General features: G+C 40.9%; 13 protein-coding genes. 12 read left to right on the forward strand and 1 reads right to left on the reverse strand.

Translation table 11 applies throughout. From position 1 onward, the window contains the following. The first annotated feature begins 65 nt into the window (after positions 1-65). From AN394_RS01520 to AN394_RS01570, 11 genes are all read left to right on the forward strand, one after another. The gene (locus AN394_RS01520; RefSeq protein ID WP_054554277.1) at positions 66-377 is read left to right on the forward strand and encodes a BolA family transcriptional regulator; all 312 of its coding nucleotides are present in this window, start codon (positions 66-68) and stop codon (positions 375-377) included. Between the two features lie 221 nt (positions 378-598). Then, positions 599-1,792, forward strand: coding sequence for an enoyl-ACP reductase FabV (gene fabV / locus AN394_RS01525; RefSeq protein WP_054562305.1), 1,194 nt, complete (start codon positions 599-601; stop codon positions 1,790-1,792). Positions 1,793-2,140: 348 nt separating this feature from the next. After that, on the forward strand, positions 2,141-3,484 hold the full coding sequence (locus tag AN394_RS01530; protein ID WP_054562348.1) for a Na(+)-translocating NADH-quinone reductase subunit A: 1,344 nt from the start codon (positions 2,141-2,143) through the stop codon (positions 3,482-3,484). 4 nt (positions 3,485-3,488) lie between these two features. Further along, entirely contained in the window at positions 3,489-4,691 is a 1,203-nt protein-coding gene (locus tag AN394_RS01535) for an NADH:ubiquinone reductase (Na(+)-transporting) subunit B (RefSeq protein WP_054554279.1), read from the forward strand. Continuing rightward, positions 4,684-5,436, forward strand: a complete 753-nt coding sequence (locus AN394_RS01540) for a Na(+)-translocating NADH-quinone reductase subunit C (protein ID WP_054562304.1) — start codon at positions 4,684-4,686, stop codon at positions 5,434-5,436. Before AN394_RS01535 ends, AN394_RS01540 begins: the two co-directional genes overlap by 8 nt. After that, positions 5,436-6,068, forward strand: coding sequence for an NADH:ubiquinone reductase (Na(+)-transporting) subunit D (locus AN394_RS01545; RefSeq protein WP_054554281.1), 633 nt, complete (start codon positions 5,436-5,438; stop codon positions 6,066-6,068). Before AN394_RS01540 ends, AN394_RS01545 begins: the two co-directional genes overlap by 1 nt. A 10-nt stretch (positions 6,069-6,078) precedes the next feature. Beyond that, on the forward strand, positions 6,079-6,687 hold the full coding sequence (nqrE, locus tag AN394_RS01550) for an NADH:ubiquinone reductase (Na(+)-transporting) subunit E (protein ID WP_016708692.1): 609 nt from the start codon (positions 6,079-6,081) through the stop codon (positions 6,685-6,687). 19 nt (positions 6,688-6,706) lie between these two features. Continuing rightward, positions 6,707-7,933, forward strand: coding sequence for an NADH:ubiquinone reductase (Na(+)-transporting) subunit F (gene nqrF, locus AN394_RS01555; RefSeq protein WP_054562303.1), 1,227 nt, complete (start codon positions 6,707-6,709; stop codon positions 7,931-7,933). Between the two features lie 112 nt (positions 7,934-8,045). After that, on the forward strand, positions 8,046-9,077 hold the full coding sequence (locus AN394_RS01560) for an FAD:protein FMN transferase (RefSeq protein WP_055020648.1): 1,032 nt from the start codon (positions 8,046-8,048) through the stop codon (positions 9,075-9,077). Positions 9,078-9,418: 341 nt separating this feature from the next. Continuing rightward, positions 9,419-9,631 (forward strand): (Na+)-NQR maturation NqrM, encoded by a 213-nt coding sequence (nqrM, locus tag AN394_RS01565; RefSeq protein WP_055020649.1) that lies wholly within the window; start codon positions 9,419-9,421, stop codon positions 9,629-9,631. A 176-nt stretch (positions 9,632-9,807) separates the two neighbouring features. Beyond that, complete coding sequence (locus tag AN394_RS01570; RefSeq protein ID WP_055020650.1) at positions 9,808-10,785, forward strand: transposase; 978 nt, start codon at positions 9,808-9,810, stop codon at positions 10,783-10,785. A gap of 213 nt (positions 10,786-10,998) precedes the next feature. On the opposite strand, the gene AN394_RS01575 is transcribed toward AN394_RS01570, so the two are convergent. Then, on the reverse strand, positions 10,999-12,354 hold the full coding sequence (locus AN394_RS01575; protein WP_055020651.1) for a M14 metallopeptidase family protein: 1,356 nt from the start codon (positions 12,352-12,354) through the stop codon (positions 10,999-11,001). Between the two features lie 414 nt (positions 12,355-12,768). On the opposite strand from AN394_RS01575, the gene AN394_RS01580 reads away from it, so the two are divergent. Then, positions 12,769-13,188: a hypothetical protein gene (locus AN394_RS01580; RefSeq protein ID WP_055020652.1), complete on the forward strand. Its 420-nt coding sequence runs from the start codon at positions 12,769-12,771 to the stop codon at positions 13,186-13,188. Positions 13,189-13,331 lie beyond the last annotated feature (143 nt).

The following is a 13,331-nucleotide window of genomic DNA, read 5'->3' on the forward strand; positions in this document are numbered from 1 at the left end:
GCAAAATGACTCATGCCCTTGATATAGTAGCTGCCAATTATTTTCTTATTAAAGGTCTATGACACATGTCAATGCAACAACAAATAGAGCAAAAGCTTGCTGCGGGTATCGAATGTAAACACCTGAATGTTGTCAATGAAAGCCATATGCATAGCCGTGGAACTGAATCGCATTTCAAAGTGGTGGTTGTGAGTGAAGAATTTGCGGGTAAACGTTTACTTGCCCGTCACCGTCAAATTAATGAGCTATTAAAAGATGAATTAGCAAACCATATTCATGCATTAGCAATTCACACATTTACTCCAGAAGAGTTCAGTGAACAACATGGACAGGCACCTGAATCACCAAAATGCTTAGGTGGCTCAAAGTTCGACTAAATTAGCAGGACAGCCACCTAAAGTTAGAAGGACAGTCACTCAAAGTTAGAAGGACAGTCATTCTAAGTTAGAAGGACAGTCACTCTAAACTGCTTGTCAATTGGGGTTTTAAGCTCGAAAGATTTAAGTGGGTCTGAAAAGTTTTACTGATCAGACCTGTATTTTAACTATTAGCCTTTAAACTAGCGCTAATTTTTATTGTGATAGATATAGGATGATCAATGGTCATTAAGCCGAAAATTCGTGGATTTATCTGCACTAACGCGCATCCAGTAGGGTGTGCTGAGCACGTACAAGAACAAATTAATTATGTGAAAGCGCAAGGACCACTGAGCAATGCACCTAAGAATGTATTAGTGATTGGTGCGTCTACAGGTTACGGCCTAGCATCACGTATCACAGCTGCATTTGGTGGCGGTGCCAAAACGTTAGGTATTTTCTTTGAAAAAGAAGGTAGCGAACGCAAAACGGGTTCTGCAGGTTGGTACAACACAGCAGCATTCCAAACAGCTGCTGAAGAAGCAGGTTTATGGTCTAAAAATATCAATGGCGATGCGTTTTCTAACGAAATCAAGCAAAAAGCAATTGATACTATCAAAGCTGATCTAGGTAAAATTGATTTAGTTATCTATAGCCTTGCGTCACCTCGTCGTACTGATCCAAATACGGGTGAGACTTACTCATCAACACTTAAGCCTATTGGCTCAGATATCACTACGAAGAACCTAAACACTTCAAAGCGTGTGATTGATGAAGTAACCGTTGAAGCAGCAAGCCAAGAAGACATCGACAATACAATTAAAGTAATGGGCGGTGAAGATTGGGAAATGTGGATTGACGCATTAAAAGAAGCGGATGTGCTAGCAGATAACTTCAAAACAACCGCTTACACATATATCGGTAAAGAATTAACGTGGCCAATTTACGGTCATGCGACAATTGGTAAAGCGAAAGAAGATCTTGACCGTGCAACACAAGCAATCAAAGAGTCTACAAAAGGCTTAAATGGCGAAGCGTATGTTTCCTCATTAAATGCGGTTGTGACACAAGCAAGCTCGGCAATTCCAATTATGCCTTTATATATCTCTGCTTTATTCAAAGTAATGAAAGCAGACGGTACTTACGAAGGTACCATTGAGCAAATTCATTCACTATTTACTGAAAACCTTTACGGTGAAACACCACGTTTTGACGAAGGTGGTCATTTATTCCAAAACTACAAAGAGTTAGAAGATGATGTTCAAGCTCGTGTACAACATGTTTGGGATACAGTGGATACAGATACAATTGACGAATTAACGGACTACGTGGGTTACCACAATGAATTTTTACGTTTATTCGGCTTTGGTATCGACAGCGTAGATTACGAGCAAGATGTGAATCCTGATGTTGCGATTTCACAATTAATCGATTAATTGCTAAACAAACTTGATTTTGTAAAGTCGCTTTTTTAAGCGACTTTTTTGTTTCTGGATGAAAATAAAACATCATCAATAGCACTTTGGTCTATATTGAATTTTATTCAAAAGGTTTTTGTAGTCTAAATAACCGTATCTGTCGTATAAATTTCATATTTGCTCTCGCATAGTCACCCTGATTGATGTTAAAATTCGGGCAATATATGTGAGGAGTTTACTGCGTTGCTTGTTTGGGGTGTTAAACAGGCTATTCTTTGATACTTAGAGTTTAACTTGAGCATATCAAATGGCGACGTGGTTGGTACGATTTTTCAGTTTCTTTCCGTTAATGTAATGCAAGTGCGTATGATCAACATAAAAAAAGGTCTGGATTTACCGATAGAGGGCGCACCTCAGCAAGTTATTCACGATGGTTCTGCCGTCAAACGTGTAGCTGTGCTAGGTGAAGAATATATTGGTATGCGTCCAACCATGCATGTTCGCGTGGATGACCAAGTCAAAAAAGGCCAGGTACTTTTTGAAGACAAAAAGAACCCAGGCGTCTTATTTACTGCACCAGCTTCTGGGGTAGTTAAAGAAATCAATCGTGGTGCTAAACGTGTGCTGCAATCTGTTGTTATTGAAGTTAATGGCAGTGAGCAAATCACCTTTGACTCTTTCAAGGCCGACGAGCTTTCGGGCTTAGACCGTGAAAAAGTTAAAGAAGTACTAGTTCAGTCAGGTCAATGGACAGCACTACGTGCTCGCCCATTCAGCAGAGTAGCTGCTTTGGATGCAAATCCTAGCTCTATCTTTGTAACGGCTATCGACACTAACCCGCTAGCTGCAGATCCTGCAGTAATCATTGCTGAGAACACTCAAGCATTTGAAGCTGGTTTAGCTGTGGTATCTCGTTTAACTGACGGCAAAGTATTTGTTTGTAAACAAGCTGGTAGCCAAGTGCCTAGTTCATCAATCCCTCAAGTAGAAGTACATGAGTTTGGTGGCAAGCATCCGGCAGGTCTTGTTGGTACACACATTCATAACTTAGACCCAGTTTCTGCAAGCAAGCAGGTTTGGCACTTAGGTTACCAAGACGTAATCGCGTTTGGTAATTTATTCCTAACAGGTGAAATCTTCACAGACCGTGTTGTTTCTCTTGCTGGTCCACGTGTTAAAAACCCACGCTTAGTGAAAACTCAGCTAGGTGCATCTTTAGATGATTTAGTTGCTGGTGAATTAGAAGACGGTGATAACCGTGTAATTTCTGGTTCTGTATTATCAGGCGCTATCTCTCAAGGTCCACACGCGTTCTTAGGTCGTTACCATGTTCAAGTATCTGTATTACTTGAAGGTCGCGAAAAAGAGCTATTCGGTTGGATCGCACCAGGTGCTAACAAGTTCTCAGTAACACGTACCTTCTTATCTCACCTTGCTCCTAGCCGTCTATTTAACATGACGACTTCAACAGGTGGTTCGAAGCGTGCCATGGTTCCAATTGGTAGCTATGAGCGTGTTATGCCTTTAGACATCCTACCTACACTATTATTACGTGATTTAATCGCACGTGATCTTGATGGTGCTATTTCGTTAGGTGCGCTAGAGCTTGATGAAGAAGATTTAGCATTATGTACCTTCGTTTGTCCAGGTAAATACGAGTACGGTTCAATCCTACGCGATTGCTTGACTACGATCGAGAAGGAAGGCTAGAGAGATGGGTTTAAAGAAATTTCTAGAAGATATTGAGCCGCATTTTGAACCGGGTGGTAAACACGAAAAATGGTATGCGCTTTACGAAGCTGCAGCGACTATTTTCTACACGCCAGGTTATGTAAATAAAGGCAAAACACACGTTCGCGATAACATCGACCTAAAACGTATGATGATTTTAGTGTGGATGGCGACGTTCCCTGCAATGTTCTTTGGTATGTTCAACATCGGTCATCAGGCCGCTGGTGCTTTAGCGCAAGGTTTTGAACTAGCAAACACATGGCAAGTTGGTCTGTTCCAATTATTCGGTGGTGAATTAACTGCTGACTCTGGTTGGGGCGCGAAAATGTTTTACGGTGCCTGCTTCTTCCTACCAATATACGCAGTAACGTTTGCTGTGGGTGGTTTCTGGGAAGTACTATTTGCTTCAGTGCGTAAGCACGAAGTAAATGAAGGTTTCTTCGTAACATCTGTATTATTCGCACTAATCCTGCCTGCGACGATTCCTTTATGGCAAGTTGCACTAGGTATTACGTTTGGTGTTGTAATCGCTAAAGAAATCTTTGGTGGTACAGGTCGTAACTTCCTTAACCCTGCTCTTGCCGGTCGTGCGTTCTTATTCTTCGCATACCCAGCGCAAATTTCAGGTGACACAGTATGGACAGCAGTAGATTCATTCTCTGGTGCAACTATGCTTGGCCAAGCTGTTGTTGGTTCACTTGATTACAGCAACATGGAGCTATGGTGGAATGCGTTCTACGGTTTCATTCAAGGTTCTATGGGTGAGACGTCAACACTAGCACTATTAATCGGTGGTTTATTCCTAATTTACGTGCGTATCGCTTCATGGCGTATCGTACTAGGTGTATTCCTAGGTATGGTTGCAACGGCATTCTTACTAAATACAATTGGTTCAGAAACCAACGCTGTATTTGCTATGCCTTGGCACTGGCACTTAGTTCTTGGTGGTTTTGCATTTGGTATGTTCTTCATGGCAACAGACCCAGTATCTGCATCATTCACAGACAAAGGTAAGTTCGCTTACGGTGCGTTAATCGGCTTTATGGTTGTAATGATCCGTGTTGTTAACCCGGCATTCCCAGAAGGTATGATGCTAGCAATCTTATTTGCTAACTTATTTGCACCATTATTCGATCACTTTGTAGTGCAAGCTAATATCAAGCGGAGGTTGGCACGTAATGTCTAGTAATAACGAATCAATCGGCAAAACGCTAACCGTTGTTGTTGCACTATGTTTAGTGTGTGCAATCATCGTATCGTTTGCTTCAGTTCAGCTTCGTCCTTTACAGCAAGCTAACAAAACACAAGATATTCAACGCAATATCTTAGCGGCTGCAGGCATTGAAGTATCAGGTACTGTGTCAGATACCTTTAACTCAAAAATTGAAGCACGTGTTGTAGACATGAACACAGGTGAGTTTGTTGAAGGTGCTGATCCTAACTCATTTGACTTCGAGAAAACAAAATTCGACCAAGCTCGTAGCTTTGCGTTGAAAGCAGAAGGAATTAAAGACATCGCTGGTATTCAGCGTATGACAAAAAATTCACCTGTATATATTTCGAAGAAACCTGATGGTTCTACAGACGCAATCATTCTACCAATCCAAGGTTATGGCCTTTGGGGTGTAATGTACGGCTTCTTAGCGCTTGAAAGCGATGGTGAAACAGTTAAAAACATCAACTTCTTCAAGCACAACGAAACGCCAGGTCTAGGTGGTGAAATCCAAAATCCACAATGGACTGCTAAATGGCAAGGTAAAGAGTTACCAATCAATATCATGAAGAGCGGTGCGAAGAACGAACATCAAATCGATGGTCTTTCTGGTGCAACATTAACTTCAAACGGTGTTGATCACACAGTTGACTTCTGGACTGGCGAGCATGGCTTTGGTCCATTCCTTGCGAAAGTACGTGAAGGAGCGTTGAAATAATGGCTGATACTAAAGAAATGAAGTCGGTCCTATTTGGCCCGGTATTCGCAAATAACCCGATCGCATTACAAGTACTAGGTATTTGTTCTGCGCTAGCGGTAACATCAAGCTTAAAAAATGCACTAATCATGTCAATCGCATTGACACTAGTAACTGCGTTTTCTAGCTTGTTTATTTCGTCAATTCGTAACCACATCCCATCATCTGTGCGTATCATCGTGCAAATGACGATCATCGCATCACTTGTAATCGTTGTTGACCAAGTACTGCAAGCATTCTCTTATGCAACTGCTAAAGAGCTTTCAGTATTCGTTGGTCTAATCATTACAAACTGTATCGTAATGGGTCGTGCTGAAGCATACGCAATGAAGTCACCACCGTTAATGTCTTTCTTAGATGGTATCGGTAACGGTTTAGGCTACTCAGTAGTACTACTAACTGTTGGTTTCATCCGTGAGTTATTCGGTAAAGGTTCACTATTCGGTGTTGATATTATTCCATTAGTTCAAAATGGTGGCTGGTATCAACCAATGGGTCTATTGATTTTACCACCGAGTGCATTCTTCATTATTGGTTTATTCATCTGGGTACTTCGTACCTTCAAGAAAGACCAAGTAGAAGCAAAAGCGTAAGGGGCGAGCAGTGGAACATTATATTAGTTTATTTGTAAAAGCGGTTTTCATTGAAAACTTAGCTTTAGCCTTCTTCCTAGGTATGTGTACTTTCCTTGCTGTATCAAAGAAAGTAACAACGTCAATCGGCCTAGGTGTGGCAGTTATCGTGGTACTAGGTATCTCAGTACCTGTAAATAACTTGGTTTATCACGCTGTTCTTGCACCTGGTGCATTAGAGTGGCTTGGCTACCCAGAAGCAGACCTTAGCTTCTTACGTTTCTTGACTTTCATCGGTGTTATTGCAGCACTTGTACAAATTCTTGAAATGGCATTAGATAAGTTCTTCCCTGCACTTTACAACGCGTTAGGTATCTTCTTACCACTGATCACAGTTAACTGTGCGATCTTCGGTGCGGTATCTTTCATGGTTGAGCGTAACTATAACTTCGGCGAGTCTGTTGTTTATGGTATCGGTTCAGGTGTGGGCTGGGCACTAGCAATTACTTTACTTGCTGGTATCCGTGAAAAAATGAAGTACTCAGACGTTCCTGATGGCTTACGTGGTTTAGGTATTACTTTCATCACTGTTGGTCTTATGGGTCTTGGCTTTATGTCATTCTCTGGTATTTCACTTTAATAGGTAGCGAGGATAAATCATGAATGAGATTTTCTTAGGCGTTGGTGTTTTCATCGCTATCGTTGTTATTTTAGTTTTAGTTATCATTGGTGCTAAATCTAAATTAGTAGCAAGCGGCGATATCATCATCGGAATTAATGGCGACCCAGAAAAAGCTATTAAAACATCTGCAGGTAGCAAGCTATTAGGCGCGCTAGCTGATTCAGGTATCTTCGTTTCATCTGCATGTGGTGGCGGTGGCTCTTGTGGTCAGTGTCGTGTACACATCAAAGAAGGTGGCGGCGATATCTTACCAACAGAACTTGATCACATCTCTAAAGGTGAAGCTCGTGAAGGCTGCCGTTTAGCGTGTCAGGTAAATGTTAAGAACGACATGGAAATTGAACTTGAAGAGTCAATTTTCGGTGTTAAGAAGTGGGACTGTACCGTTATCTCTAACGATAACAAGGCAACGTTCATCAAGGAACTTAAGTTACAAATTCCTGATGGCGAGTCAGTACCTTTCCGTGCCGGTGGTTATATTCAAATTGAAGCACCAGCTCACCACGTTAAGTACGCTGATTTCGATATTCCAGAAGAGTATCGTGGCGACTGGAACCACTTCGGTTTCTTCGATCTGGAGTCTAAAGTAGACGACGAAACAATTCGTGCATACTCAATGGCTAACTACCCAGAAGAAGAAGGCATCATCATGCTTAACGTGCGTATCGCTACGCCGCCGCCAAGAGACCTAAGCCTTCCATGTGGTAAAATGTCTTCGTACATTTGGTCATTAAAAGAAGGTGATAAAGTGACTATTTCTGGCCCATTCGGTGAGTTCTTCGCGAAAGACACTGATGCAGAAATGGTATTCGTAGGTGGTGGTGCAGGTATGGCACCAATGCGTTCACATATCTTTGACCAACTTAAGCGTTTAAAATCTAAGCGTAAGATGAGTTTCTGGTATGGTGCGCGTTCTAAGCGTGAAATGTTCTACGTAGAAGATTTCGACGGCTTAGCAGCAGAAAACGATAACTTTGTATGGCACACAGCACTGTCTGATCCACAACCAGAAGATAACTGGGAAGGTTACACAGGCTTCATCCATAACGTACTTTATGAAAACTACTTGAAAGATCATGAAGCGCCAGAAGATTGTGAGTTCTACATGTGTGGTCCTCCAATGATGAACGCGGCTGTTATCAACATGCTTAAAGATCTTGGTGTAGAAGACGAAAACATCTTATTAGATGACTTCGGTGGCTAACACCATACACAAAACAATAAGTTTTGGTTAGAATACAGGCCTCGTAACACTCAGTGTTACGAGGCTTTTTTATTTCTATACCTAACCCTGTGGTATCTAAAAGGTGAATGCTATGAATAGAGTGTTTTATCGCCAAGGCTTGATGGCCTTTTTTCTATTAACTATGACTTTACTCATGGCTGGCTGCAGCCAAGCTGATAAGGCTGAAGAGCTTTATTTTGAAGGTAAGACAATGGGCACCACTTATCATATTAAGGTGTTTGCAGAGTCTTCAAAGGTTGCAGGTGTTGATTTACATCCTGAAATTAAGCAAGTGCTTAAAGGTGTAAATCAATCTATGTCAACTTACATTCCCGATTCAGAAATTAACCAGTTCAACCAGTTACCAGCAGGGCAGGTAATGCCAATAAGCGCTGATTTTAGAAACGTGGTCGCTGAATCAATTCGCCTTGGCGAATCAACAAAAACGTTAGATGTGACTATGGGGCCACTTATTGACTTGTGGGGCTTTGGTCCAGATAAAAAGCCGACTAAACGCCCAAGCGATGAAGCTTTGGCTGCAATGGTTGCCAAAATTGGTGTTGATAAGCTTGAACTTACAGATGCTGGCCTGATGAAAACAATTGATGGTTTAGAGCTGTCGTTTTCTGCTACAGCAAAAGGCTATGGTATTGATAAAGTCGCAGAAGTGATTGAAAGCCATGGTTTCACTAATTATATGGTTGAGATTGGTGGTGAGCTTCGTGTGTCGGGTATTAAGCCAAATAATATTACTTGGAAAATAGCTATTGAACAGCCTGATGCTGAACCAGGCGTGCGTAAAGTACATAAAGTAATTGAGCCGGGTACTAATGGTATTGCGACATCGGGCGATTACCGAATTTTTTACGAAATGGATGGTGTAACCTATAGCCACTTAATTGACCCTGTAACAGGCATGCCGAGCCGTCATGATTTGGTATCAGTTACTGTTTTACACCCATCAGCGATGACTGCAGATGGCTTAGCGACGGCAATCACTGTGATGGGCATGGAAAAGGCGCAGAAATACGCCGAAGAGCACGATTTGCCAGTGTATTTAATTGGTAAGTCAGACAATGGCTTAGTAACTTATTCAAGCCCTGCATTTAAACCATATTTGTAGCAGGGCAAGAAGCAGTGCATACCCAAGCCATCTCAAGATGCAGAATTCAGCGTTTCACAGGTGTTTAATATCAAGGCGTTACTTTGCAACAATGGCAGTCCCTTTTAAGAAGTAACAACGATGAGACTAAGCGCCTGTGAAGCGCCCAAAGGGTTGGTTTAAAAGCGATTTATACTGCGTTATTGATTTTAACAATAGAACCACTATTGCTTGCAATCAATGCCTTGCCTAAATCGCTTTTAATTCCAACTGAAACTCGCACCTTGAGGTGGTTTGGGTATATAATACATGCAGCCTAATTAGTTGGGCTCGATTTAATTGCTGACGATAGGGGCAAAGCAATGTCACTTTTTCTTCTTACATTTGGTCTACTCATTTTAATTGTGGCAGCGATGGCTGTCGGCATGATTGTGCAAAAGAAATCTATGGCCAGTAGTTGTGGTGGCCTAGGCGCCGTTGGTATCGACAAAGCCTGCGACTGCGACGACCCATGTGACAAGCGTAAAAAGCGCATGGCAAAAGAACAAGTCTGGAAAGAGAATCAAATTCTTTAACCACAAAAAAGCGCCCAAAGGCGCTTTTTTAATACTTAAATTTTACAAGGACAGTCACTGTATTTTTATATAGACAGTCACTTTTATCTGTTAAATTACTCTTGCAGCAAAGAAGATTTTGTCTAAACTTTAGTTACAGCTAATGCATTTCAAATTATCAGTTCAAGGAGTGAACGATGGCTTTAGCAAGGAAGCGGCAAATCTGTTTGTCGAACACTAAGTATTATCACTGCGTATCCCGTTGCGTTAGACGCGCTTACCTTTGTGGAGAAGACGCACTCACTGGTAAATCATATGAACACCGCAGAGGATGGGTTGAAGAGCGCCTGCTTTTTCTTGCAAAGGTATTTTGTATTGATGTGTGTGCTTACGCAGTGATGAGCAATCATACGCATCTTGTTCTTTATGTTGATGATAAAAAAGCAAATAGGTTATCGGATAAAGCCATTCTTTTACGCTGGTTTAAGCTCAGTAAAATGACGCCTTTAGGTCAAAAGTTCCTTCATGGTCAGCCTTTAAGTGACGGCCAACAAGTCTTCTTAAAGAAAGAGGTTGCAGAATACAGAGCGCGTCTTTCGAGCATTAGTTGGTTTATGCGAATGCTTAATGAATATATAGCTAGACGTGCAAATAAAGAAGACGAGTGTACAGGTCACTTTTGGGAAGGGCGATTTAAGAGCCAAGCATTGCTTGATGAGTCAGCACTTTTAGCATGTATGGCCTATGTTGATTTAAACCCTGTTCGTGCTAAAGCTGAGAGCACGCCGGAGCAATCGGACTATACCAGCTTTAAAAAGCGATGCCAGAGCGCGAAGGAGTCAAAGCAACCTAAATTACTAGCTCGTTTTATTGGTGGCATGAGTAAGTATAAATCAAAGGGTATACCTTTTGAGTTAAAGTCATACTTGTTACTGGTAGAGAAAACTGGGCGTTGTATCAGCGCGGATAAGCCTGGATATATAGAGCATCATTTACCTCCTATTCTTGAAAGGCTGAATTTCGAACCGGAAAAATGGTTAACACTAACAACTCAATTTGAAAATTTATTTCGTGGAGCTGCAGGTCAAGTGGGTGCTATTGAAAGTTATTGCAGTAAAACTGCTCGTAAGCGACGAAGTAACCTAACAAGTTGTAAGTTATTACTTTCTAGTTAACCTTAAATTTCTCTCGACTTTTATTTTTTGCAAACTCTTGCAGCTAACTTGTGCTTTTAATTCTCATAAAGCTAAATCTTTTATCTTGGTTTTTATTATTAGATTAAGCTAATAGGCTAGCTCGACTACACAACTATTATTTTAGGTTACAAATTTAAGGTATTTGTAGATTTAACAGGCATTTTTAAGAGTGCCTGTCCTTTTAAATCGTGTTTAATCTAAATTAATTAGCTCAGCCCCTAAAACTGCGTACTTATTTTTGCCATTTGCCTGTAAGAAAAAGGCGGCAGGTGCATTAAGTGAAGGTATTGATGTAAATACACTTTTGCATGCGTAAACTGGCCAATTTGTGGCGTTTTCTAGCATATTAATATCGCCAGAAAAGCAACTATACCCTTGTATTAAAAGCTTTTTATATTTATTTTCGGTAAGCGTTAACGGCTCATTTAATACAAAGCTGTTACCTACCTTAAAGTTCAGGCTGCTTGCATCTAAACTGGTGTAACCTTGGCGGATACTGCTTATATCACCCAATTCTTTAATTATGGGTGACTGTCCTTTGTTGTTTATAGCAATATCTATCTGGTAATCACCAAGTTCACTCTTTACTGTTACATCGTCTATTAGTAAGTCTACCCAATTGTCTTTAGCATTAAATGGAATAGCGTGGTACTGGGCCATTTTAGCGCTTTTCCATTTCTGTGAAGTTATTGAGTCAATAGCCTTTTTATATAAAACACGGTTAACTTTACGTGCTATTTGGCGATTTGGGTCGTTTGGGTAAGCGCCTGATTCAATTAATATAGTTCGGATACCTTTTTCGGAAAAAGTATCTCCAAAACTGCGATACGAGTAACTGTCGTTGTACTTGCCTAAGTGCCCTGGGATCATTGATTCAACCGTTTTGGCTAAGTGGGCAATAAACTGCATAGCCTCACCACGACTTTTATTTACTTCTCTTGCTTCATTATAGGCGGGTGCTAGCACTGAAATAGTGGCTTGTTTTCCCATTTTACCTGCACCGTAATATGCATTCTGATCATGTAAATTAAAACCAAAGTCAGGTTTGAATTCATCTGCTGCAGCCATGAGTATTTGCCCTTCTTTTGTGCGAAGGGCTTTAGCATCACGATTTAAATCAATACCTTGTGCATTATGACGGGTCTGAGCTGCGGCGCCGTCTGGGTTCACCATAGGGATAATGAGAAGAGTTATTTTTTGTTGCCAGCTTTCTAGCCATTGTGCGTTTTCATATGTGGTTATAAAGCTTAAAAAATCCATTAATGCGGCAGTAGCCGTGTTTTCATCGCCGTGCATTTGGCTCCACATCATCACTTTGATTGGGCCGGTACCAATTTTGATAGAATTAAGTGCCTGTCCTTGGAATGAGGTGCCGATTTGTTTTAATGTGACGCTGGGGTGTTTTGCTGCGCTTTTTAAGTGGGGTTCTATATCGGCGTAGTAAATCGCAGGTTTATCTAAGCCAGCTACAGCGGTATCTTCAATCGTATTTGCAAGTGTACTGGTACTTAGTGCTAAAAAGGCTGTGGCGAGTGCGTATTGGCGCATAACTATCTCTTTTATTCTTTATTTTAGTGTTGTTAAGAATATTATATTTTTAGTGGGTTGGCTAATCCTTGTTCAGTAATAAAGCTTTGATTGCTACTGACTAAGTATGCTTTAAATCGCTATTTTTATGCTATTTTCTTTTTCTTCATTGCTTTTCGCTATATAAAATACAGTATTACTTTTAACTACTTAGCTTTAATTTGTTTGGTTTTTTACAGTTTATTATCAAATGGCTAAACAATACTTAACCGTGTGCTGTTAAATTCTACTTGTACCGTCTGTTGACTTTGTTATACTCCACATCGAAATTTCAGTAATTACTGAAACTTTATTGATGAAGATCATGTTACCGCATTTAAAAATAGGGTAAGTCATTTACCTGAAATGCAGTAAAAGCGATAAAAGGCGAGAGTTTTGCGAGCAATTAGTCAGTCACAAGATGTCAAACAGTCTAGCTTAGCTAGATTGCAATTGGCTGCGCGTGCGTTTTTTGCTGGTAAAGAGCTAATGTCAGTTTTAGCCTTGTTGCTGATTAATTCAGCGATGCTAATCAACGGTACATTAGAAGATGCTCAAGGGCTAAGAAGCTTATTAAGCGAAGGTGCTTTATACGAAACACCATTGCTTAACGTGTTGAGTTTTTTAGCTTACCCAGTGGTGTCTTGCCAATTACTGATTGGTTTATGCTGGTTGGTCTTCCATTTCTTCCCTGCGCGTCGTGCAGGTGTCATTTTACGTAAAGCGGCCTTCGCTGCGCGTGAAACGATAAAGTCTTTAGTAGTACACAGCGCTCATGGCTGTCGTGCTCCTCCTCGTGTAAGTGGTTGTCTGTAAATAAGCTTTGTTGCTTAAGTTCAGCCATTTTAGTCATTTTCTAAGTTGTCTTTACTAAGCACCTAGTGGGTTTTTTACGCCCAAATTTCAGTCAGCCAATCTAAAATCCCTCACTTTTTAGCGTGCCTATTTGTCGTGCCCGT

The organism is Pseudoalteromonas sp. P1-26, assembly GCF_001401795.1.
Classification (GTDB): Bacteria; Pseudomonadota; Gammaproteobacteria; order Enterobacterales; family Alteromonadaceae; genus Pseudoalteromonas.

What these genes read in the sequence shown, in the direction of transcription:
- AN394_RS01520 (WP_054554277.1), top strand. Translation starts at nt 66, where the DNA reads ATGTCAATGCAACAACAAATAGAGCAAAAGCTTGCTGCGGGTATCGAA.
- fabV (WP_054562305.1), top strand. Translation starts at nt 599, where the DNA reads ATGGTCATTAAGCCGAAAATTCGTGGATTTATCTGCACTAACGCGCAT.
- AN394_RS01530 (WP_054562348.1), top strand. Translation starts at nt 2,141, where the DNA reads ATGATCAACATAAAAAAAGGTCTGGATTTACCGATAGAGGGCGCACCT.
- AN394_RS01535 (WP_054554279.1), top strand. Translation starts at nt 3,489, where the DNA reads ATGGGTTTAAAGAAATTTCTAGAAGATATTGAGCCGCATTTTGAACCG.
- AN394_RS01540 (WP_054562304.1), top strand. Translation starts at nt 4,684, where the DNA reads ATGTCTAGTAATAACGAATCAATCGGCAAAACGCTAACCGTTGTTGTT.
- AN394_RS01545 (WP_054554281.1), top strand. Translation starts at nt 5,436, where the DNA reads ATGGCTGATACTAAAGAAATGAAGTCGGTCCTATTTGGCCCGGTATTC.
- nqrF (WP_054562303.1), top strand. Translation starts at nt 6,707, where the DNA reads ATGAATGAGATTTTCTTAGGCGTTGGTGTTTTCATCGCTATCGTTGTT.
- AN394_RS01560 (WP_055020648.1), top strand. Translation starts at nt 8,046, where the DNA reads ATGAATAGAGTGTTTTATCGCCAAGGCTTGATGGCCTTTTTTCTATTA.
- nqrM (WP_055020649.1), top strand. Translation starts at nt 9,419, where the DNA reads ATGTCACTTTTTCTTCTTACATTTGGTCTACTCATTTTAATTGTGGCA.
- AN394_RS01570 (WP_055020650.1), top strand. Translation starts at nt 9,808, where the DNA reads ATGGCTTTAGCAAGGAAGCGGCAAATCTGTTTGTCGAACACTAAGTAT.
- AN394_RS01575 (WP_055020651.1), bottom strand. Translation starts at nt 12,354, where the DNA reads ATGCGCCAATACGCACTCGCCACAGCCTTTTTAGCACTAAGTACCAGT.